Here is a 24817-nt window from a genome sequence, read left to right as displayed (position 1 = left end):
TGGTATCGGTCATTATTTTACAGCTAATCGAGTTTGCTGTTCATGCATTGCCGCTAACAATTTGGTTAACGCTTGGCCGCGATGACTTAGCTCACTTTTACGTTGTTTAGTCAGTTCCGCGGATGTACAGCCTTCGGATTCAACAAAGAAAATAGGATCGTAACCAAAACCATCTTCACCACTCGGCTGTTCTGTAATAACGCCATCCCAGCTGCCATGGCAGACTAACGGTGTTGGATCTTCAGCGTGGGTCATATAGACCAAAACACAATGAAAACGAGCCGTACGTTGTGCGGCTGGCACGTCTTTAAGTGCATCTAATAATTTAAGTAAGTTATCGCGATCACTGGCATCCACACCGGCATAGCGTGCAGAGTAAATACCCGGTACGCCTTGCAATGCATCAACTGCTAAGCCTGAATCGTCTGCAATCGCAGGTAGACCTGTTAATGCTGCCGCATGTTTCGCTTTGATGATGGCATTTTCAATAAAAGTAGTGCCTGTCTCGTCAGCTTCGACAATATTGAAATTACTTTGTGGCAGCACTTCAAGACCAAATTCAGCAAGCAGTGCTGACATTTCACGAACTTTACCTGGATTACCAGTAGCGAGAACAACTTTAGACATGGTGCGCCTTATTATTTGTTAAAAGAGAGTTATTTATTAAAAAAGAGTAAGTGAATTTAAAATGGGCATATCACATTGAAATCAGGTTATACAGGATCGCCGAACACTGATAAAGCCTAATCAACATAAAATTTTTGTTGAAACTTTAGTTCTTGCGTTTGGTTTTCGCTGGTTAATGTGACCTTGATGCGGTAAGTTTCTTCGTTGCGATGCGGTACTTCCGCAATGTAGTAAATGGCATCTTGTTCACGTATTTCACGCACGTCTAATTCGCGAATATTACCTAATAAGTTACGCGCAGTCACTTTGATGTCAACAGTCTGAGCTTTTAAGCTGTCACTATCTAGCACTGAAATGTTGATAATACCTAAGTACTTACTGCGTTTAATATCGTACGTCGATGCAACGTCAGAAGTTAAAAATGTACTTGGGAATGCAATATAATGGACATCCCAATCTCCCAGTTGTTGCATTTGTTCTGCACTAGCATTTGCTGAACATAATAGGGTGAGGGAGAGTAATAAAGATTTAAATAATGTTGGCATGTTGGCTCCGAAATTAAATTTGAGCAAACTGAATGGAGGTATCTTCGGCATTGTGAAGTCTTGAATATCCTCTCCTTCTGTTTGCTGATTGTGCATCTTGAAATAGTTTGGGTATAAATAGTATAGCTAACTGAATGGATAAAATATCAATGCAAGGCTTTCCCCTGCATTGATATTAATTTTATTAGAATGGTAGCCCTGTCAGATCACCAATTAAAATTTGTAAAAACTGTAGGCCTAAAATTGCTACTAGCATTGATAAGTCAAGACCACCAATGGCTGGAATAAAACGACGGATTGGCGTTAAGATTGGTTCACTTAGCTGTGATAGTACATTTTCAACAGGACTATTGCCTTGGCTAACCCAGCTTAAAATAGCACGTAAGATTAATACGTAGAATACTAAGCTGAAGCATTGCTTAACAAGTTTGATAGCAGCTAAGATTAATACATCTTGGATAGGCGCTACTGCACCCGTTTGCAGGCCGAATAGGGTGTAAATCATCGCACAGGCTACTGCATAAGCAAATACCACTGGGCAAGGTCTAAGCCACCCAAGCTTGGGAGCACACGACGTAATGGACCGACAACAGGCTGGGTTGCTTTAACAATAAATTGGCTCATTGGATTGTAAAAATCAGCACGGGCCATTTGTAACCATACACGTAGTAGTATGATAAGAATGTATGTTTCAAATAAGATACTGACCAAAAAGTTAGCCGCGTTCATAAATTACCCTTCAAGTTAATTGGTTGTGAGTTAATTGTTCGTTGGTTCATTGTTAAAATAGTTTTTGCATTTCTTCAGCACGAGAGACTGCTGCTTGCATCGCTGTATTGACCGTCGCACGTAGGTTTTGTTCTTCAAAAGTACGAATTGCTTCTGCTGTGGTGCCACCTTTTGAGGTTACATTTTTGCGTAATGTGGCCAAATCAATATGCGGGTTTTGGATGACTAATTCGGCTGAACCTGCCGCTGCTTGCTGTACTAACTCTCTTGCTTGTTGTTGAGTGAATCCCATGCCGATAATACTTTCTTGCATGGCTTCCATAAACAGGAAGAAATAAGCGGGTGAACTGCCCGTTGCTGCAATAATAGTATTTAAATCAGCTTCGTTATCAACCCAACAGGTTTTACCAACAGCCATCATGATCTGGTTAATGGTTTTGATATCATTATCAGATACTTCTGGTGATGGGAATAAGCCCGTCATGCCTTTTTGAACTAAGGCTGGTGTATTTGGCATGGTACGTACAATTGGTTGATTGTCAGCTAGTAAACTTTGTAAACGCTCGACCGTTACGCCTGCGGCAACGGAAACAAATAATTTGCCTCGATAATTGGCACTTTGTTCTGCAAGGTGAGAGCAAACATCCGCCATCAATTGCGGTTTTACCGCCAGAATAATGATATCAGCCTCGGTAACTGCAAAGTGATTGTTTTGAGTGGTATTAATCGCAAATTTTTCTGCTAATACATCTAATCGAGTACGTGTCGGACTTGCTGCATAAATTAATTCTGCAGGATAACCATCTGTGATCATTCCGCCGATAAGGCTGCTTGCCATATTTCCTGCACCAATAAAGGCGATTTTTTTATTCATGATCATTACAGTTTAATTCCTTATACTTGATCGTTACTGTTTAATTCCATAAAACGGAGTGATCAGCCGCGTGCGCCAAAAATGGCAGTGCCAACACGTACCATGTTACTACCTTGCGCAATCGCAAGTTCCATATCGTTGGTCATACCCATTGATAAAGTGTCTATTTGGTTATATTGGTGCTGAAGTGATAAATACAACGATTCAAGCTGGTTAAATTGTGATTTAAGCTTCTCGAGATCGTCGGTTTTTTCTGGAATCGCCATGATCCCGCGTAATACTAAGTTCGGTAAATTAGCCACTTGTTCAGCTAAAAGTCGAGCTTGTTGCAAATCAGCGCCAGACTTGCTGTCTTCGGCACTGATATTAATTTGAATACAAACGTTTAATTTTGCCATCTCTGCTGGGCGTTGATCATTGAGTCGTTGCGCCACTTTTAAACGGTCGATACTTTGAACCCAATCAAAATGCTCGGCAATCGGACGCGTCTTATTCGATTGAATTGGACCAATAAAATGCCACTCGATATCGTCATAATCACCGTCATGTTGTAGATGAGTAATTTTTTCTACGGCCTCTTGCAGGTAGTTTTCACCAAATTTACGTTGTCCGAGTGCGTAAACTGCCATCACTTGTTCGACGGGTTTGGTTTTACTTACTGCAAGCAGGTTAATTTCACACCTTTTTTTGCAAGATGTGCTTGCCGCGTTTTCAATTTGAGTCAGAACCTGTTGTAATCGTGTTGATATACTATTCATGATGTTACTTGCAATGAGGTTAAAAAGAATATGGATGTTACAGAGTTACTTACATTTAGTGTAAAGCATAACGCATCAGATCTACACCTTTCTTCGGGGGTTCCTCCGATGATCCGTGTGGACGGTGATGTACGTAAAATCAATTTACCTGCTTTTGACGCCAAACAAGTACATGCGCTAATTTATGACATTATGGATGATAAACAGCGTAAAGACTATGAAGAACATTTGGAAGTAGATTTTTCTTTTGAAATTAATAACGTTGCTCGTTTTCGTGTAAATGCATTTAATCAACACCGTGGTCCTGCTGCTACGTTTCGTACTATCCCAAGTGAAATTAAAAGCATGGCAGAATTAAGTGTGCCAGACATTTTTCATGATTTGGTGAAACTGCCACGTGGTTTAGTATTGGTGACTGGGCCGACGGGGTCTGGTAAGTCAACGACACTGGCGTCAATGATTGATCATATTAACGAGCATCAGCATAAACATATTCTGACAATCGAAGATCCGATTGAATTTGTACACAAGAATAAGAAAAGCTTAATTAATCAGCGTGAAGTATTCCGGGATACTAAAAGCTTTAATGCCGCATTACGTTCTGCATTACGTGAAGATCCCGACATTATTTTGGTCGGTGAAATGCGAGATTTAGAAACCATCCGTTTGGCATTAACTGCGGCGGAAACAGGGCACTTGGTCTTTGGTACCTTGCATACCACCTCGGCAGCAAAAACTATTGACCGTATTGTTGATGTATTCCCAGGGCAAGAGAAGGACATGGTTCGTTCGATGTTGTCGGAATCATTACGTGCGGTAATTTCCCAGACATTATTAAAACGTACTGGTGGTGGTCGAGTTGCGGCACATGAAATCATGCTTGGTACACCGGCGATTCGTAATTTGATCCGTGAGGATAAAGTTGCGCAGATGTATTCCGTGATCCAAACAGGTATGATGCATGGCATGCAAACATTAGATCAGTCGTTACGTGAATTGGTTAACATGGGTATTGTCACTAGCGAAGAAGCGCGCATTCGAGCTGTTGATCAACAAAGCTTTTAAGGATGAATAACATGGGGATGCTACCACAACTCTTTAGTGCGATGAAAAAGCTTACTGGTTCTGACATGTATATTTCAGCGGGTATTGCACCAACAGTAAAACTACATGGCTCATTACGTGCGCTCTCGGAACATAAATTAACGGCTGAGCAATCATTAGCATTGGTGAAAGAAGCCATGTCTGAGGGGGAATATGCTTCTTTCTGTCGTACCAAAGAATCTAATTTCGGTATTTTCATACCGGATATTGGTCGTTTCCGTGTCAGCGCATTTTGGCAATTAGAAAAAGCGGGTATGGTGATCCGTCGTATTGAAACCGATATACCAGCAATGGATGAGCTACACTTGCCACCAATATTAAAACATACGGTACTAGAGAAGCGTGGTTTAGTATTAGTTGTTGGGGCGACGGGGTCTGGTAAATCAACTACGCAAGCAGCCATGGTGGGTTATCGTAACCAAAACTCATCAGGTCATATCTTAACGATTGAAGATCCGATTGAGTTTGTCCATGAACATGGTAGTTGTATTGTGACTCAGCGTGAAGTGGGAATTGATACCGAGTCTTTTGAAGATGCGCTGAAGAGCTCATTACGTCAAGCGCCGGATGTGATCTTGATTGGTGAAATCCGTTCACAAGAAACGATGGAGTTTGCCTTGGCGTTTGCGGAAACGGGGCATTTATGTATGGCAACGCTACATGCAACTAATGCCAATCAGGCTATCGATCGTATTTTGCACTTGGTACCAAAAGAAAAGCATGCTCAGTTGTTATATGATTTGTCTCTAAATTTAAAAGCCATTGTGGCACAGCAATTAATCCCAGTACAAGGTGGTTTAAGTCGACGTGGTGCATTTGAAATTTTATTGAACACACCTTTGGTCAGTGAATTGATCCGCAAAAATGAACTGCATAAAATTAAAGAAGTGATGATAAAGTCGGGCGAGCTGGGAATGCAAACCTTTGATCAAGCGTTATTAGCACTTTATAATACCAATATGATTAGTTATACAGAGGCTTTACATCACGCTGACTCGCCAAATGATTTACGCTTAATGATTAAGTTAAATCAAGGTCAAGCAGGCAGTGATAGTATGCTTGACGGGGTGACGATCGAAGCTTTGTAATGACGGGCTATAAAATTCATCGCAATATAATAAACATCAGTTTAAGAAAAGTAAGGAAGAGTTATGTTAATAGTGGTATCACCGGCTAAAACACTCGATTTTGAGACGCCGTCTATAACTGAGCAGTATAGCCAAGCTGACTTAACTGTACATTCGGCAGAATTGATTGATGTTTGTCGTCAATTAACGCCAATGGATTTGTCTTCATTAATGAAAATTAGTGATAAGTTGGCTGGACTAAATGTTGCTCGCTTTACCGAATGGTCAGCAGAGTTTACCCCCGACAATGCTAAACAAGCTGTATTTGCCTTTAAAGGTGATGTTTATACGGGTTTAGACGCAGAAACGTTTAGTGATGCTGACATGGCGTTTGCGCAGCAACATTTCCGTATTTTATCTGGTTTGTATGGTTTGTTACGACCACTTGATCTGATTAAAGCATACCGCTTAGAAATGGGCACTAAGCTCAGTAATGGACGTGGTACTAACTTATATCAGTTCTGGGGCGATATCATCACAGATAAAGTCAATGAAACGCTTGCTGCACAAGGCGATAAAGTGTTAATTAACTTAGCGTCCAATGAGTACTTTAAAGCGGTGCAAAAGAAGCGCTTAAAAGGACAGGTGATTACACCTGTATTTAAAGACTGCAAAGCGGGTAAATTCAAGATCATTAGTTTTTATGCTAAAAAAGCACGCGGTTTAATGGCGCGGTACATCATTGAGAATCAATTAACTGATGTGTCACAGCTAACGGCGTTTGATACTGATGGTTATTACTATTGTGATGCTGAATCAACGGATATTGAATTGGTGTTTAAGCGTGATGAAATCTTTAAATAATGAAATAGTATGTGTTATGAGTTAAATAAAGTGATGGTATAAATCAGTTTTAAAAAAGGATATTCATATTTGAATATCCTTTTTTTTAATCTAAATAATGAGTTAGTTTGAAACTGAATGTATTAGTAGGAGGATGGGTAAATAAAATTTTTTATAAGTAAATAGTTCATTCTATTTACTATTTCATAACAGCTATGTTTAAACAAACACAGGTATTCAAGGTGATTAATATCACAGCCTATTATTTTGGCATAATAAGTTCATCACAAAAAGTTGGTGTTATGTTGAACTTTTCATCTTTTAGTATTAATAACATCTTTAAGTACCTATTATGAGATAATTTAAAGTTAGAGTGTTAGCTTCACTCAAGGAAGACTGGTTAAGCTCATAACCTATATGCATTTTAATGATGATCTATATAGGTTATGGCTTAGCTAGTTGATATTATTTTATGGAAGAGTTATCAATATGCTTAAAATAAACAAATCTATTATTTTAGTTACTATCCTGTTGTTTCTGTCTATCTCCGTTTTATATGGGATAATTGACGGGTCTTCATCTTCATCTTCATCTTCATCTTTACCTAAAAATAATAGTCCTTGTTCTGCGGGACTTGATTGTTCCAATATAGACAGAGGTATCATTCGTGTTATTAAACCGACCGGTCTGTATTTGAGTGAAGCTATTCAGTTAGCTAGCACTCGATCTGAATGCTCAGCAGGCTGTGTCGTAGATCTAAGACCATTGTTAAATAAAAATATTATATTAAATAGTTCGCTAGAGACTGTTACCAACTTGTCCCACCCTATATGGGTGGTTGGTGAGCCTAGCCAACCAGCGGTTATTGATGGCGTGGGTAAATATCAAATCATATCAATTAATAATGATAAAAATACCGGATTTATTTCTTTTTTTGGTGTTCATTTTATTAATGGCCTAGCGCAGGGACAGAAGGGAACAAATGCTGGTGGTGGTGGACTCGGTGCTGGTGGTGCGATCTTTATTAATAAAGGCAAAGTTGTTCTTGAGCAAACAATTTTTAGTCAGAATACTGCAACAGGTGGTGATAGCGTTGATCCTGGTGGTGCAGGCGGAGATCCTTATGATAATCATTGTCAGAGTACAAGTGCAAAGCCTGGTGGTTCAGGTGGCCAGTTTAATAATAACGCTTCATTTAAATTATTAAGTGGAGGGGAAGGTGGTAAGGCTGGATCTAACTGTGGGTCAAAGCATTCTTGTGATCCTGAAGACGGACAACATGGAAAAACTGGTAGTTGGGGAGCTGGAGGTGGTTCTGGCGGTGGTGGTGGTGGTGATTGTAAAACATCGTATGATGCAGGTCGTGATGGTGGTAATGGTGCTAATGGTGGATTTGGTGCTGGCGGTGGTGCTGGAGGCTCTGGTGGTGGTGATGATAAGCAAGTTGGTGAATATGGACTTGAAGTTGGCCATAAAGGATATGGTGGTTACAGTGTTGATGAGAAGAATACTGGCTACGGTGGGGAAGCAAATAATGGTGTCGATGGTGGTAATGGTGGTGGTGCAGCTAAATTTGGTGGTGGCGGAGCTGGTTTAGGTGGTGCAATATTTGTAAGAGAAGATAATAATGCTCAACTTACAATGCGATTAAGCAAGTTTAATGATAATACTGTAAATGAAGGTGTATCAGGAAGTAGACATCCTGCACAAGCTAAAGGAACTGCATTATTTGTAACAAGAGATCAGCGTGATTACGATTTTAGTAATGATGATACCCTCTCTGATTATCCTCTATCTGAGCCCGTCCCTACCGTAGGGTTAAGTTTAGTTAACCTTAATAATGAACCTATCGATAGAGTTTATGAAGGCGAACGCGCTAATCTAAAAATTAATCTGTCTCAGCCTTTTGCTACTAAGACTCATTTATATTTTTATCTTAGTGATCCTGATGCTTATGCAAATCCAGGTAATAGTGATGATCCGGCAGCTATTGGCCAACAAACTAAAGCCGATTTTGCTTGGGGAACAACATTTATCTACTCTGTAGCCGTACCTGCTGAAACTGCAGGCGATATTTATCTGAATATTCCTAGACGCCAAGTCAATGATAAATTAGGCGCGTATACCGGAATTCAAACTTATTTAGACAAGCGTTTAGAAGGGGATGAGTCTTTTACTGTCAATTTATTAGCAAGTGATGCTTATGCTATTGATGTGAAAAATTTCTCACAAAAAGTAACAATAGAAGATGTTAACTTTCAAGTCGAAATATTATCAGACCTATCTCGCACGACTATTTGTGATCTTGCTGATGGTTTAGCCTCATCAGGCTCTCCTTGTGATCAAGTTACGTCACCAGTGGTTCGTAATAAAATTAATCTTGATGATATTAAAAGTTTGGGTTACGTAACTTTGCAGGCTAAGCGACCTGTTAATGTTCAGCGAGAATCAAAAGAGGAAGATTTACCTAATGGTTGGGATTCAAATGTCAGTCAGTACTCGACAGCTGTCCAGGGGGCATTCTTTAATAATGCATTAGCGGGTGGGCTACCGGTTCATTATAGTATTACAGAGACAGAGACAGAGACAGAGACAGAGTCTGGGGTTCAGTTCTTATCTAACCAAATCAATTATAACAATAATCGATATGAAAAAATTACGGATGGAAAGCTTGATGATTTAGAGGGGGCTCAAATATTTAATGCTGTCATCATTCCTGTTACCGATATAAATAATGAAAATAAAGAGAGTGATCTTCCTGCAGGTGCTGCCCGTATTTACTTCGCAGCGTTACCGGATGCAATCAAAGAGGAAAGCCAAAAATATACGCTCATACTTCAGGACTTTACAGATCCTAGTTATGATGCTGATCAGCTAGATATAATCTTACATAATACACCCGCCGGAGAATATCAGTTTTATCAACCTAAAAGTGAAGCAAAAGACGTTATATTTACGTTGCTTGATAGTGATGAATTTTCCCCTGGTATTATTATTTCCGATAATATTAATGGTGAGCAGGTAAACAAAACGGAAAATCCGTTATTATTAGCTGAAGATGAAAGTGCAATATTTTGGGTGAAACTAAGTAGTCAACCTAGTGCAGATGTCCACCTTAAAGGTGATATAGGATTAACTTTTTCTGCAGATAACTGGTTTACTTATCAAAAGGTTAATATTAGTTCATGGGGCAGTGTTATAAATGTTAGCGCTGATAGTAGCGACCCATTTTATAATAATTTAACGCTTGCTATATATCCTGAAACTGATGCACACAAATTAAAGATAACGGAAGGTAAAATACCGGATCTAACACAACGTGATGTGAGTATTCAAGTGCTTCCTGGTCTTGCCGAATATACGGAAGGAAGTAAAGATCAGCCTGAATTTATTATTAGTCTTGGACAACCGTTACCTTATGGAATCAACGTATTATATAGCATTGATGATAGTACGCCGAAAAGTATCTTTCTTGCTGCATACCATTCAAGTTTTACAGTCTCCTACCCACTTATTAATGATGATCTGATAAATGGTGTCCGTAAAATCAATATTAAATTGACGGGTATAACCAATCTTAGCGGTGAACCATTACAGGGGATTTCTTACTCTAAGGGTGGGGATACAGCTAGTTTAACTATCCAAGATGATGATATTTCAACGATTATAATTAGTCAGTATCAGGCGGAAAAACCAACTGTCGGCGATAAGGTTGTCTTATCACCAGAAGTGGCAGTTATCGGTTTTAAAGACAATGGCGATTTGATGATCCAACACCACGATCCATTGATAAAAGACATCGTTATTGAGAAAAAAGGTGCAGGTAAACTTGTTTCATCGGTTGTGGCTCGACATGGTTTATTGCAAGAAATAGCCCCGAATGAACAATCGGATAGCCCCTTAATTTATTTTCCTAAACTACCTTTAGAAGCTGAATTTACTCGTAATGAAGCATCTTTTACACGTAACGAACTCGTTGGAAATACTGTAGCCCGCTATAGAGGTCAATTAAAAGTAACTAAAACAGGATATTACCGTTTTAATTTAGCAGGACCGGCAACGGCATTAGCTGAATTATGGCTTAACCCTGTCAGTGCCGATAGACAGAATAAAGGATTAATTGCATCTTTAAATGAAGTACCGACATTGGGTACGAAAGACGATGAGGCAATCAGTTATCTACTTGATACAGAACATAGTTATTATATAGAGGCATTGTATCAAAACGCCTTGACGCAACCCGTTGGTGAATTTTCTGTCAGCTGGCAATTTAGTAAAGAGTCAGAAGGTTCTTTTTCTGAGTTAGTGGCTATATCCAAAGATAATTTGATCCCAGATACACTTACAAGTGGGTTCATGGTCGAAACTTGGCAGGATATCGCTGTTGACTCTATTGCTGAATTTAAAGCTAGCCAGTCATATCTAAATAAATCACCGGATAACAGTAAAATGTTGACTCGTGCTTTAGATATTCCATTAAATAATGAAGATAAAATTGGCCGCCGAATTAGAACTGTATTAACCGCACCGGAAACCGGTGAATATATATTTGCTTTAGCATCTGATGGTGATGCTCAGCTAACCCTAGAAGGTGCAGAGCTTGAACCACGGATCCTTGCTTATATTGATGGTAATGAGAAGTATGGTAAATATGAGGTGAAGGCTAAAGCTCATCCTCCATCATACACTCGAGTTCAATTTGAATTGTCACGATTTAATAATGCGATTACAGCGGAAGACCCTTGGACTGTAGAATATACCATGGGTGAGAATAAAGGAACATTACCACTCGGCAATAATAAAAAACTGTCACTGTTACCAGACTTGACAGGTGTTGACATGATTTGTAATGAATATGATTTTATTAATTCAGAGATTGTTAATTGGTATGGTAGTACTGATAACCCAGTATTAAATAATCAATTATATATAGGGAATCCTCCTACCGTTTCGAAGCCAGAACCCTGTAAGGACAATCCAGATCAAGGTTTATATCCAGACTATGATGGTAAAAGTATCACGTTTATTTTCCAGGAAAATATAAAAAGCGTAAGTGCTGACGACTATGTTAAGTTTATTGTTGATGGTCATGACCTAGGTGATCCGGCTGATTACCCTAAAGAGCATGATTGGTGGTGGGACGCAGCAATTGAAACTGAAACTCAAACAGAGGGGCAGAAAAACTCCCAGCAGAGTTCACGAAGGGTCCACCTGATTAAAGGTCAGCAATATACGTTAGAAGTATTACAGGTTAACAGCTTAGAGACGCAACACTTATCTGTTGCTTGGCAGAAACCATCCGATACTGGTTTGGTGTTACTGAGTGCAGATAGTCTCTCTCTTCCTCAGGTGTTGCTACCCATTGAATTGTTAGCGACTACATCAAATATAAAAGAATCGGAATTAGCAACAACACCAGATTCTGTGTCTGTATCTCTTAAGCTTTCTGGTAAATCAGTCTTTTTGTTGGGACAAGAGTATATAGTCAAAAGTATGACGTTAAAGGGCGCTACTAATTTAGATGGTACGCTATCTGCGTCGACCTTTATGCAATTTAATTCTGGCTTCAGTGGTTCTGTGAGTCAGGATGTCGTTCTTACTGAGGCTGCGACACCTGTTAATTTGATTTTACGTGATCAGGTCAGTGGCGCTGATGAAATGAATTTAACTGTTGGTCAGCAGCAACGATTAGGCTTTAGATTAAAATCGCAACCATTACCTAATGCGAAAGTAACCATAATATTAGAGCAGAGTGGTGTAGGTAGTGACGCAAATAATAGTGCCGCGATTCGTCTATATTGCGATGGATCACCAACTGAAGACTGCACTCAGTTTACTTTTACCGCAGAAAACTGGGATCAACCTCAGTTTGTTAACGTTATAGCTAAGTCTGCAGGTACGGATCAGCAAGGTACCTATTCACCGGATTTATCCTATATTAATTTGACCGCAAAACAAAATAATGATCTCCAAGCGACTTATACTTCAGATTCAATAAAAATACAGATATTTCCGAATAGTTTAAACACGCACCGGATCTATTTTGTCAAATCGAATGAAGAAAAGATTTCTGAAATAAGTTTCTCCTCATCGAGTGTTGGAAATATTATTGTAACTGATAATGAAGATACAGAGGTTAAAGGCTGGACATGGGGATTTAAAAATAAGCAACTTGTGGCATCAAAAAATGGTACCGAATTGTTAAGATTATTACCTTATTCTACAGAGGAGGCTGGCAGTGTTGATGCTGGAATTAACGCGGGTGTCGACCCTATAACCTTAACTGCCCAAGCGGTAGTTACTTCTGCATTGTTTAAACAAGAAACTAAATGGCGAGGGAATCTCTATATTACAGGGATCCAACTAGAAGCCAAAGGTGAGCGAACAACGGCGAGTGCTGATGTGAGTGTAATGTTAACAAATGGCTTACCAAAGATTACGATTCTCAGTAATATTACTGACGAAGACCTTGCCTTTAAGCAACCTAAAACTTTCTCTTATCATGCGCTATCATCAAGTGCCGAAGATAATATAACCGCTAATGTTGGTGAAATACTATTAACTGAGTTTGGTGCATTAACCGTTGTGGATAAAAAGGGATATGCAGCCTGGTCTTTTGAAGCTAATCCGCGTCCACAAGCCGATGTGATCACCTTTAATATCTCGAATGTTGCAAATGTCACGGAAAAAACAATCAGCTTAGTTGATATTAATAAGCAACCAAGGATTATTACCAGTTATGTTGCGTTAAGTGATCCGAGTAAACCGCTTGCTACCTTGTCTATTACGGATAATAGCGTAACTGAAGACGGTGGGGAAATAGCAATAACGGCAAGACTTGCAGAACCTGCAACGCAAGCGACCCGTGTTTATTTTAATATAAATACGCCAAGTTCAAATGAACCATCAAATATAGCGCTAAAACTGAAAGACAAAACTAACGGTTATGCGCTTGAAGTGACGGATGAAAATGTGTCATTAAAGGGAGAGGACAGTACAGGCATAACTTTAGAAATGTGGTTACATCCAGAAATCAGTAATAACCAGCAAGGGCTATTCGTTGGTGAAGACAATAACGAAGAAAGTAATTTATTGACGATAAAAAATCAGGTTTTGACTTCATTCAATGGTTTTAGTATTGAACTGCCTGACAATGTAATAAAAAAACAGTGGTTTCATATCGCTTATACGTCTTCAGCTTTAGGTGAGGTGTGGTATGTAAATGGAGAGAAAGTTGCAACAAACAATGCCAATGTTATTGCTACTATTCCGACTCATTTACGCGCGATTGGCCGGGCTAAAAATAAAACGGAGTATTTTTCAGGAGCAATAGATGAAGTCCGTATTTGGACTCAACCTCGAACCGATATGCAGATCCGCAGCAGTTATGCAATAACATTACCTACTGCTGGTTTGAATGACGATTATCCATCATTAAGTGGTTTGTGGCAGTTTAACCAATTGAGTTTAGCTAATATAGCCAATGAAAATATTCAATCGACATTGGAAAATAGCCAGGGAGACGAATTAGATCTCGAAGATTCGGCTGTAAAGCAAGATGTTTGGTTGGTTAAACAAAGTGCACAGGAAGGGGCTGATTATGAAATGCTCACGGGTTTTGTCACTCGTTCAAGCAATTTATTTAACCTTGAAACTGTCAGTCGAGGCCGGCTGTTCACCATTGCTGATTTTAATGGTGATAACTTACCTGATGCAGTGGTTATGGATGATTCAGGTCAGTTTTATTTACATCTTAATTTAAATAAAAAAATTAATCAGAGTCCTCAATTTCAGAAAGAACCACTTAATTTAATACTGAAAAATACGGTATCAATGACGGCTGGTGATTTAGATCAAGATGGGGACGTCGATTTGGTTATTGGTACTAATGACGGTCGCTTATATCAGCTAAAAAATACGGGTGATTTAAAAAAACCGCAATTTTTACAGGCTCATAGCCTTTATCAAAAAGGTACTAATCCAGAGCTGAAGAGTATGTTGTCTCCAACACTCGTTGATTTGGATAATGATGGTAAATTAGAACTCGTTGTAATAAGTAATGAAGGGAAAACAGTCCATTTTTCTATTGAGAAAGGTTTAGTAAACGCTGAGGAAAAAGGGCGTCACGTATTGACTCGCAGTCATACAAGCCTTCTCAATTTACCTAAGCTGAAACAGATGGAACAAGGCTACTTTATTCAATTTGTTGATTTTGATAATGATGGTGATAAAGATGCCGTCATTGATTATATCGGTAATAATCCGGGGCAGTTACCAGGGGGACTGAAGTATTTTGAAAATTACGGTAATGCGGAACAACCTTATTATGTAGCAGCTCCCCACAGTAATATTGCCAATTATTTGAGGCATCTTGATACAGATATAGGTGGTGATAATGTAACGATGCAGCATGCTTATGACCAAATTGAGTTCTATCAGTTTTTTGACTGGGACGGAGATGGTGATGATGATTTGTTCCAAAGTAATCATCAGGGTGTGATTAGTTTGAAGGAAACACAAGGTTTTTCTTTTGTCACCATTGACGAGGGGAATTCGGAAGCGAATATCATGATTAAGCTTAAAGATGATCAGCGTGCAGAGCCTCTTGAGTTTATTCAATTACAAATTGTCGAAGGTAATGTCAATCGAGCTGATTATCATACCAAAACGGGCAGTGATTTAGTTCGTATTGATATTAAAGATAATGACCAAGTAGGGTTGGTTGTGAAGCGGGAAGATGATTCAGTACTCACACTTAATGATCCAATTTTACGTATTGACGTGTCTGAGACAGAGACTGACGCTAAGCTTTATAAGGTCCATTTAGCGAGCCAGCCAAATAATGTCGTGAAAGTTAAAATTGCGACGACGGCTCCAGAGCTCGGTGGATTAGTGAGTAAGCTACCAGAAGAAGGCTTTAAAGATACAATTTCCTTTAAGTTTAATCCCGAAGGCGATAATTGGAAAACTGATCAGTTCTTTTGGGTTAAAGGTGTTGATGATTTAGTTGACGATGAATCTACTCTCTTTAGCTATTTGTTCATTACGAAGAGTGAAGATATAAATTATGATAATTTGGCAAATGCGCTGCCAGCGACAGGGATTGAGAATAATGATCACGCTGCGATAAATGTCAGTTTTTCAAGTTTACCAACAGCTGCGATAGCACCAGGTAGCATACATGCTACAGAAGGAGAAATTAACGCTGTTGAGGTTCGTCTGAATAGTAAACCTACACAGGCTGTGACAGTGTCCCTAGTGCCAGAAGATAACCAGTTAACCTTCTTTCCGCAACGACGTATTATAAAAATGGTCGATGTTGATGCTGCTAGTCGTCAGGTCAAAACTGTCATTGCTCGTAACGATAAGACATGTACTGACACACAAGGACTTTATGGAACCTTATGTTGGCAGTCAAATGGTGATTATACCTACCAGCAAGAAACAGCCGTTGAAGAGGGGCAAGCTAATGAGAATTTCTCTTATGTGATTGATAATGGTTATGGTCGTTTATCAAGTGATAGCCTCAGTATTGTATTAATAAATACTGAAGGTAAGCAGCAAAATGATCCAGTTATATTGAGTAAAAGTGGAAACCTATTCTTTAATGCTAATTCGTTGGCTGGTCAGCCAGTTGATTTAATATTTACCCCTGAAAACTGGGACTTAACCCGTACTGTTGCTGTGGCTGCTGTTGATGATGACATTGTGGAATATAATCATACTCGACAGATTGAACTGTTACTGACAGATCCTCAGCAAATGATTCTGGGCAATTATGGTCAGATTAATTGGGATAGTGACGGTCATTATCAGTATCGTTTGTCTAGGGAGCTGTCTGAGGGTGTCTATCAGGAACAACAGCTTTATTTTACCCAAATTGATAACAAACAATCTCACACATTGGATATAGCAATCGTTAGCAAAATTAATGAAAGTGGTGTTGATATAGCTGTTTATTCTTGTATAGATCGTGATAATTATAAGTCAGAACGCGATTGTTTTAAACGTCTTGATGATGCTGAAGAGCAAACGTTTACAGGCACAACTGATGGGCGACTTTCTGGTATGAGCCGTGATTTATTGGACCCGGTCTATCAAATGACAATGACGCAACCATTGTTAGTTAATATTGAAGATAATGATAAACCGATTGTGCGCGCGGGAGTGGATCTTAATGCGGGTGAAAATACTCACCCTGGTTACTTTACTTTCAGTGTACTGGAGAATGTAGGTTACCCAGGTGGTTTACCTGTTAACTATACACTTTATGGTTATAATTCTGCTGATCCTCATGGGGCAACCGCAGAATCTAAGCCACCAAAAGGCAGCGATGTATTGGCCGATCCAGGTCCCGACTTCCAAGGTTATGATACGTTAATGTCAGGTACTCTCTACATACCTAAAGATAAAAAACGGGTTAGTTTCCCCATTTTTCCGATTGATGATCTAACACCGGAAGAGTCTTTAGCTGCACGCTATGAAAAAGTTGTAGTCGTGATTAATCCGCCTGTATCTAATAAAGAGCATCCTGAATCTGCTGATCAATATCGCTTAGACTTGGCACATCCAGAGACACATAAAGCTGCTGTTCGTATTTTAGATAATGAAGATATCGGTCTGAAAATTGTCATGCCAGAAGGCGGTCTGAGTGTCGAAGAAGGGCAGTATAATGGATTTAGGGTTGGCTTAAAATCTCAACCACAGACTGACGTGAAATTAGCATTTTACTACGAGGATGTCCGTTATAAAAACCAGCGTGATCGTACCTTTATGGCTATCGAACCGATTGAATTTAGCACAAATAATTGGAATCAGTGGAAGACGGTAGATATTCACTTATTTAATAATTTGATTAGTAATGATGATGCATTAGCGCCTCGTTATAGCAATATTTATTTCACATTGCTTGATGAAAGTAATGAATGTCAGAAGGATTATGCTGACTCTTCTGTGTGTGAACCTTTTTATAATACGATGAAGGGGGCTCTGAATTTAACCAGCCCAATAGACGCTGAAGACAAAGATGCGCTCGTTATTGAAGGTGCAGTCAGTTTTTCTGGCGCTACTTTTGCTGAAGGAGAGTATGGGCAAGTTTCATTAACACCGATAAAAGGCAGTAAAGATTATTTAGGTGATTTTGTTTATCGTATTTCTGATGGGAAATTTGGTAGCTCAGATTCTCAAAAGGCAATACTCACCGCTATTTCCAAATCTCCGATTGGTAAGATCTATGATGTATTCGATTATCAGATCGCACTAAATAAAAATGATACGCTCATTCAAAAATTAGCGGTTGAGATTAGTGCCGTAAATCAAGCAATTCTTACTTCAGTCCCACCATCGGGGGAAAAAATAGCTTTCCCTGATGGGGATAATGGTACATTAGTATTTGATTTAGCTAATAATAGTTATACATATACATTGAACACGAATAGTAGTGAGTATACTCAATCACATTGGACTTTTTCAGACTCATTTGTTTACAGTCTGAACAATGAAAATGTTGAAGGTGACGTAAGTGATAACTTCGCATTTAATATTGATTTAACTAAGTATACGGATATGTCTGAAGGGAAAATATTATCTGCACAGGTGAATGGCTATAGTCCTGGGGTTTGTGATAGTGAAAATAATTTAACTGTTTGTATTGATAGTAATGGGGCTCCATATATCACAGGACAAATAATATCTGCTGCCTTAGATACAGGTTCAGAACTAGAGGGCAATATTCGAGCGAACGTAAGCCAGTATGGGCGAACATATGCGCTACCTAAAGTAACAAATATGTCATTGCGTGATAAGGATGATAATGATCTCTGGGTTGGAAAAGGATTACTCACGACAAATCCATTATTTACAGCAAATCCACTTAATTCAGTGGCAAGTTTAATTGCTGTGAATAATGAGATTAATTTAGCTGGTCAGTATGGCGAATTAATACTGGGTAAAGATGCGACTTATATTTACAAGCTTGATGAAACCCTAATTAAGGCTGGGCTTGATAATATTGATGAGCGTACAGTGACTGAGCGCTTTAAGTATATACTCAATAATCATTCTGATCATCTACTGGCACTGACTGTCACTTATAAGCAGTCTGGTGGTGCTAGTCTGGCGCAAGTGCAGGCTGATAGTGAGCTGTTATCTTCTGTTGAAGGTAAAAAACTGCAGTTCAGTGGTAAACTTTTGGATAAAGACAGCCCCATTAAACTCGTCCGAGCCGGACTGGTAACCAGTAGTGTTTATTTACAAGAAGCAGCGTTAGACCCTATCGAAATTGCGCAAGGAATCTCGGAAGTTTTAGGATTCCTTCAGGCGCGTTTGTATGATACTAGTGTCCCTTTACTTGGTCGATTAGGTGGTGGCCCAACAGGACTTACATCTGGTGATGCTAGCCATGCGAATATACCGAGCTTTTCTGAAAGAATTGAAGATATTGTCGTGAGTGAATTACTTAAACAACCGCACCTAACGACGACAGAAATACAAAGAATATTCACAAAAGCATTACAAGCTACCTTTGGTTATTATCATTGGCCTGTGCAAATTTTAAAGTTTGATAATGAAAAACTAATGCTAAAAGTTTCCTTTACTGCCGGATTAAGTGCTCAGACAGATGAATTTGTGACAGACTGGGGAATGCCAGGAATGGGACACTTTACTGGAGCAGCAAGAGGTACATTTAAATTTACCTCGGATCTGGTGTTTGGTATTAAGTTTGACCGTAAGAAAAAAGATACAGGTTATCAGAAATCAGTAAGACCTAGCATATTTATTGTCACAGACAGTGCTGCGCTAGATAGATTGCTTGGAAGCCCGGTATCTAAACCTGTTGAGCTTTATTCACTACAAACTTGGGAAGGAATATCGATTGCCCCTAATGGTATTGTTTTTATTACTCAACAGGGAAATATACCCGATATGGATAGTAAACCTGCAGAACCTAAGAACATGTTAGCTATTAATGCTGACCTGAAGAAGAGGAATGTTAAGGTTTATTGGCAATGGAAAAGGGTTAATCCAAGACACAGCGATCCTTATCAAGATAAACCTATATATGATTTTAGTGTTATAGAGGGCATAGTAAAAACATTATTGAGTGAGGAAGATGTGATATACGGTAAAGATAGTCATGATGCTCCCTTTATTGAAATATCACTCAAGCAACCTGAGTCAATAGGACCGAATAAGAATGTACCTATTATTATTAGTCATGAAGTGGATCCTGATCATAATCTTAATAAGGCTTCGACTAATCAGGAAAGGCAAAATATTGTAGCGGTATTGAACTATTTGTCGACGCTTAAGGACGGATTGAAGTTTAAAAACCGGTCCATTAAAGCGACCGATTTTAACGATAAGAACAACAATAGAGGCTCTCAAGCACTGAATTTTAATTTTGATATTAATGTTTTTGAGAGCATTGACTCAACATTACTTGGACCAAGGAATAGTACATTTACAGCGGATATTATAGTTAGTGAGATAAAACCTGCAGTAGAACTCAAGACTGATAGAACCTTAGTTATGCTTTCAACTACGCATAAAGACCCAAGTGTCATTTTGAAAACAAGTTGTGAAAAAACAGCTGATAATCGCTGTAAACCTGAAAAATTAAACATTAAAGCACCTTGGTTAAATGCACTGAAAGATTCGGTTAAATCAGTACCAAGTGATATGAATGTATTTAAGAAAAAATCGGTTTGGTCTGAAACGTTAAAACTTGAGGATGGTGATCTGAAAGTGATAGGTACCTTAAAGAAAAAAGGTAATGACTATCATATTGAATGGACATGGGAATTTTCATCACTTTCGGTTGAAAATGTAGCTTTTAATGGTAAAGATAAATTAAAAGACATTGATAATATTCAATTAAAAGGTGCAGATGACATACCGTGGAAAACTGTTCAATACACGCTTTCTAAGTATAAAATGATGTTTTTGAAATCAGAAAATACAGATACGCCTAAAGTTGACACGGTAAGTAAATTGTCTCTTAGCTTATCTTCAGCCCTTGACTTTAGTGGTGATATGCAATTATTTGTTGCGAGTGCAAGTATTAGTCAGGCTCCAATGCAACCGGCAAATGTGAGTGATACGGCGCAGACATCCCCAGCTAAAGTATTTAAAACACTTGTTGGCAACTATGATGACCGTGATAAAGTTATAGAATTTACGGAGGCGAATAGAAACGAAAATCTAGAGGCATATATTGTTGGTCAATATGGGATCTTATCTCTAACTGAGCAGGGTTATTATAATTATTACTTAAAACGTGATGTTTCTGAATCTAGTTATATTTTAAATTGCCTTGATTGGGAAACTAATCCGCCAGCAACAGCGCAAGAGTCAACGGATAAAATATTATGTAAAGATTTGTTGAATAGTGAATTCATCTCAATGACGGAGGAAGAAGAGGAAGAAGATCAGTATAAATATAAAATTAAAGCCCTGTTTAAAGGATATAAAATTTATTGTACGGACGAAGACAAAGTAAGTGAAGGGCAAGATTGTAAAGTACATAGTCCTAATATTTTGATGACGAAAACCACAAAAGGTGATCTTAAACTTAAAGGTGTCGCGTCATTAGAAAATGCAATTGATATTATGGGAGAGGGCATACCGAACTGGGAAACCTCGTCAAATTTGTCAAATAAATCAACATTGAATGAATTTTATAATCGTATTATCGCTAGGTCGTCTGAAGAAACGACTTATGGCATAACTCAACTCCAAGATGACTTTTTTATTTCGACTAAAAGTAATCTTGGTTTCCGTAAATTGAGCTTAATGATTAGGGACCAAAATATACTTAAGGTCAGTTTTGATAATCAGTCTGAAATTACATATTCAGGTGACTTTCATGATAATAGTTGGACCGGTGATAATTTATCCACTTTTGACTCTAATATCAAAGATATCGTAAAAGCGAGTAAGGGATTGATTCAACCGATGGCAAAAGCAAACTTATTTGCTGAGTTAGCGCTTAAAAGTACCAATGGGATACTTTATTGGACTGAACTTCGTAAGGAAAAACAAGGTGTAGTCAAATTCACACTGGGTGGTGATGCGGCGCTCTATGCGCAAATAGATACTGCAATAGGTAATAATGGTGGTGATGTAGTTGGCGGTAATGTTGATTTTCCTTTACCTTCGGTTGTTGCTAATTTAGGACTAACAGCACGTTATTCTGGAACGGATCTATTTTCTAATGTATCGAGCCGAGGTGGTGAATTTATCTTTGGAATTTATAATCTAGGTCTTGATCTTGGTTCTTTATTGTCGGATCAATTAGTGGAACCACTCTCGCATGTGGCGACTGAAATGGCTCCAATACGACCGATTGCGAACGCGTTAACGGCAGATATGAAGTTGTTTTCAAAGCTTAGCCTTCAACATGTATTTGATTCAAATAATGATGGTAAGGTAACAGTACTGGAAATACCTACGCCATTTTTGAAATCTCAGGGTTCTGCCAAAGCAAAGAAATATGCGAATATGCTTAAGAATGCGAATCGTTTTCTTGAGTTTACAGCGGATATTTTTCAGCTGATTGAAATTGCAGCTGACTTAGGTGAAGAATTATCTGGAGCAAAATCCTTAGAAGAAAGGATCATATCATTAGATGGTTTCTTGGTATCGCCTCAAGATATTCGTGTTACCCCTCATCGTGACACATCAAGTTTACCTGGTATTGATACATCTTTGGTTCCTTATGTTAATCAGCAAGGACATATTATTCTTGGTAGTGATAAAAACTTTGAGTTTACTAAAACTGCAACGGGTAAAGTTGGACCAAGTAAAGTTAAGCAAAGTTCACCTGAGCGTCCAGAACCTCCACGAGCTAATATAAAACCAAATAAAAACAAGAGTAAAGTGAAAGGGCGCTTTAACGAATTACGTAGTCGCGGCATTATTTCATTCCCAATTTTAAGTTCACCGTTGGACATACTTAAATTTATATTTGGTGATCCTGCAGAATTAATTTTAATTGATGTGCCTGATGTGGATCTTAGTTTTGAAATTGATCGGAAGTTCCGTCCTACCCCTATTCCTATCTTTGTTGGATATATTGGCGGTAGTATGCAAATAGCGACGGACATTAAAGTCGGTGTAGATACTGGAGGCTTATTACAAAGCATTTGTGGAAGTAATACTCCAGAACGAATTTGGGATTGCCAAGGAGAGCTGTCGGATGGTGATCGGTCATTACGTTTATTAAATAGTATTTATATTAAGGATTGGTCTGAGCAAAGTTATTATGCTGGTGGTGACGATAGTACCGATCAAGATTGGTGGGGTGGCTACGAACGGGAATTATCAGATAAAAATGTGTGGGACAAATATGAACTTGCAGGAGATGCAAAGGTTTATCTTGGTGCAGGTCTCGATCTCATTGTATTTGGTTCCTTCTTCCAAGGAGGACCTGGTCTAGCTGGCGGTGTTGATTTGGTGGATATTTGTGAAGTAACAACACCAAATGCTTGTGAACCACTTAAAAATGGTAAATTTACCGCTGGTGGTCAGTATGATGGTAAATTACGTGCTTATGATCTCGCTATGCAGTTGATAACAGATCCTAAGGATGCATTTGAGCTTGGTTTTACTTTATATGTTGAACTTAAAGCGTATGTTGAAGCCTTGAAAATAAGAATGTGGGAAGAGACGTTAGGTATTTTCCGACTTTATGATTTTACTCTTGAGGGTGTCAAATGGGCTGGTAATTCGGCTGTGATGGAGCAGGCTAGTATTGTCGGCGGTACAGTATTTTTTGATGCAAATGGTAATGATTTGTGGGATACCAATGAACCGATTGGTTTTACTGATAGTAAGGGACGTTCAACGTTCAACATTCCTTATCAGTATTTTGATAAGAATGCCGATGGTTTGATTGATGAACGAGATGGTTTGATTAAACTTATTAATGGTGTTGACACTAGAACCAGTAAGGCACAGCTAGTCATGCTCACAACAGTTCCTCAATCGAGTGTTATCACGCCGCTGACTACATTGATGACGCAACATATGGCGAAAGGATTAAGTTTAGATGAGGCTCATGAACGTGTTATTAATGAGTTCTCGCTACCGGAAGATCTTAATCTCATGGACTATAATACGGCTGGAAATGGTATGCGGAGTAGCCATTTACTAACGAACCAAGTTATTGCTGCACAGCAAAATGCATTGAATGTGTTGCAACAGCGTATGCATTAATAATGCTTTTTTAAATGGCTCAATGATACCTTGAGCCATTACTCTTCACGCAGGGCAAGTTGAATCTATTGGATAGACTTAATTGAGAGTGTTACGTTCAGAAATAAAGCACATGGTTTTAATGAACTGTAATTTCCGGTAACGTTTGAAAGTAATATCTCTAGCTTGGATAGAGTTTATAAATGAGGCGGCTTAATTTGATAGAAGGAATCTTTGGTGCATCTTGAAGTAGATTAGGTATAACTGCCCACCCTTAATATAATAGAAGATAGGCAGTTTATAGATTCAGGAATAGGGCTCATAAGTATCACTCTATTCGCTATGCTGGTGTTTAATTATTTACAATGGCGAATAAATAATTAATCCCAGCCATTATTTTTCTTTCGACGGAAGCGGATTGATGGGATTATTAACCCAGCAATTAAGCCTGCCGCAAGAATTAATGCACCTAAAATGATGAAACGATGTTGCGCATCTTCTTCTTTGGTATCTAGGCGTGCTGATAATTGCTCATTCTCTTCACGTAAACGTACTGCTTCTGCCGTTAACGCGGTATTTTCAGCTGTTAATGACGCAATATTGTTCGCTTGTGTTGCAATATCAGCTTCTTTACTGATGAGCTCGTCACGGTTAGCATTTGTTAACTCTGCCATTGCCGCCGAGTTTTTATTGCTGATTTTTGCCAACGCTTCTTTGGTTTTTTCAAGCTCAGCTTGTAGTTTTGGTGTACGTACTTTTAAACTTACTTGGCGAGAAAGTGATTTAGCGTTAATCCAAGCTGTTTTGTTTTTGCTGGTGGTGATCTGCGCAAAATTAGCGTTTGGATTAGTTTGCAGGTAGGTTACAGCTTCACCGGCTTTTATCGTACCAATAATACGATACTGAGTGCCTGGACCTGAGTGCATAAATATAGACACGTCATCACTAATATAACGTGTTTCTTTTGCAACACTCGATAAGCTAATGAGTGTTAACAATGATGCTAAAATGAGTTGTTTAATCTTCACAAGTTGTCCCGTAGACGAAATATTCTGATAGGCATAATAAATATAA

9 protein-coding genes and 1 pseudogene are annotated in these 24817 nt (G+C 38.7%); 4 read left to right on the top strand and 6 right to left on the bottom strand.

Annotated features, from left to right (window positions below; translation table 11 throughout):
* Positions 1 to 12: 12 nt before the first annotated feature.
* The 5 genes and pseudogenes from BT797_RS12085 to BT797_RS12065 form a co-directional block, all read right to left on the bottom strand.
* Positions 13 to 627, bottom strand: coding sequence for an XTP/dITP diphosphatase (locus BT797_RS12085; protein ID WP_045112038.1), 615 nt, complete (start codon positions 625 to 627; stop codon positions 13 to 15).
* A gap of 116 nt (positions 628 to 743) precedes the next feature.
* Positions 744 to 1172 (bottom strand): DUF4426 domain-containing protein, encoded by a 429-nt coding sequence (locus BT797_RS12080; protein ID WP_075472227.1) that lies wholly within the window; start codon positions 1170 to 1172, stop codon positions 744 to 746.
* A gap of 184 nt (positions 1173 to 1356) precedes the next feature.
* Positions 1357 to 1901 (bottom strand): annotated as a pseudogene (locus BT797_RS12075) (YggT family protein).
* A gap of 52 nt (positions 1902 to 1953) precedes the next feature.
* Positions 1954 to 2781, bottom strand: coding sequence for a pyrroline-5-carboxylate reductase (gene proC, locus BT797_RS12070; RefSeq protein ID WP_075472226.1), 828 nt, complete (start codon positions 2779 to 2781; stop codon positions 1954 to 1956).
* Between the two features lie 56 nt (positions 2782 to 2837).
* Positions 2838 to 3533 (bottom strand): YggS family pyridoxal phosphate-dependent enzyme, encoded by a 696-nt coding sequence (locus BT797_RS12065; protein WP_075472225.1) that lies wholly within the window; start codon positions 3531 to 3533, stop codon positions 2838 to 2840.
* Positions 3534 to 3563: 30 nt separating this feature from the next.
* Between BT797_RS12065 and BT797_RS12060 the strand changes: the two genes are divergently transcribed.
* The 4 genes from BT797_RS12060 to BT797_RS12045 all read left to right on the top strand — a co-directional run bounded on the left by BT797_RS12060 (position 3564) and on the right by BT797_RS12045 (position 23764).
* A complete protein-coding gene (locus BT797_RS12060) occupies positions 3564 to 4598 on the top strand; it encodes a type IV pilus twitching motility protein PilT (protein WP_045112034.1) in 1035 nt (344 codons plus the stop codon).
* 11 nt (positions 4599 to 4609) lie between these two features.
* A complete protein-coding gene (locus BT797_RS12055; RefSeq protein ID WP_075472224.1) occupies positions 4610 to 5725 on the top strand; it encodes a PilT/PilU family type 4a pilus ATPase in 1116 nt (371 codons plus the stop codon).
* Positions 5726 to 5788: 63 nt separating this feature from the next.
* Positions 5789 to 6568 carry a peroxide stress protein YaaA gene (gene yaaA, locus BT797_RS12050; protein ID WP_045112032.1) on the top strand — a complete coding sequence of 260 codons (780 nt, stop codon included), beginning with the start codon at positions 5789 to 5791 and terminating at the stop codon, positions 6566 to 6568.
* Between the two features lie 468 nt (positions 6569 to 7036).
* Positions 7037 to 23764 carry a LamG-like jellyroll fold domain-containing protein gene (locus tag BT797_RS12045; protein ID WP_075472223.1) on the top strand — a complete coding sequence of 5576 codons (16728 nt, stop codon included), beginning with the start codon at positions 7037 to 7039 and terminating at the stop codon, positions 23762 to 23764.
* 359 nt (positions 23765 to 24123) lie between these two features.
* Here the strand turns inward: BT797_RS12045 and BT797_RS12040 are convergent, their stop codons facing one another.
* Positions 24124 to 24771: a TIGR04211 family SH3 domain-containing protein gene (locus tag BT797_RS12040; RefSeq protein ID WP_045112029.1), complete on the bottom strand. Its 648-nt coding sequence runs from the start codon at positions 24769 to 24771 to the stop codon at positions 24124 to 24126.
* Positions 24772 to 24817: the final 46 nt, after the last annotated feature.

Origin of the sequence: Moritella viscosa, assembly GCF_900120065.1 — a bacterium.
GTDB lineage: Bacteria > Pseudomonadota > Gammaproteobacteria > Enterobacterales > Moritellaceae > Moritella > Moritella viscosa.
This window is presented reverse-complemented; position numbering and strand designations above follow the sequence as displayed.

Bases quoted from the DNA above. Each gene is read 5' to 3' on its own strand.
- yaaA (WP_045112032.1), top strand. From the start codon at position 5,789: ATGTTAATAGTGGTATCACCGGCTAAAACACTCGATTTTGAGACGCCG.
- proC (WP_075472226.1), bottom strand. From the start codon at position 2,781: ATGATCATGAATAAAAAAATCGCCTTTATTGGTGCAGGAAATATGGCA.
- BT797_RS12060 (WP_045112034.1), top strand. From the start codon at position 3,564: ATGGATGTTACAGAGTTACTTACATTTAGTGTAAAGCATAACGCATCA.
- BT797_RS12055 (WP_075472224.1), top strand. From the start codon at position 4,610: ATGGGGATGCTACCACAACTCTTTAGTGCGATGAAAAAGCTTACTGGT.
- BT797_RS12065 (WP_075472225.1), bottom strand. From the start codon at position 3,533: ATGAATAGTATATCAACACGATTACAACAGGTTCTGACTCAAATTGAA.
- BT797_RS12085 (WP_045112038.1), bottom strand. From the start codon at position 627: ATGTCTAAAGTTGTTCTCGCTACTGGTAATCCAGGTAAAGTTCGTGAA.
- BT797_RS12080 (WP_075472227.1), bottom strand. From the start codon at position 1,172: ATGCCAACATTATTTAAATCTTTATTACTCTCCCTCACCCTATTATGT.
- BT797_RS12045 (WP_075472223.1), top strand. From the start codon at position 7,037: ATGCTTAAAATAAACAAATCTATTATTTTAGTTACTATCCTGTTGTTT.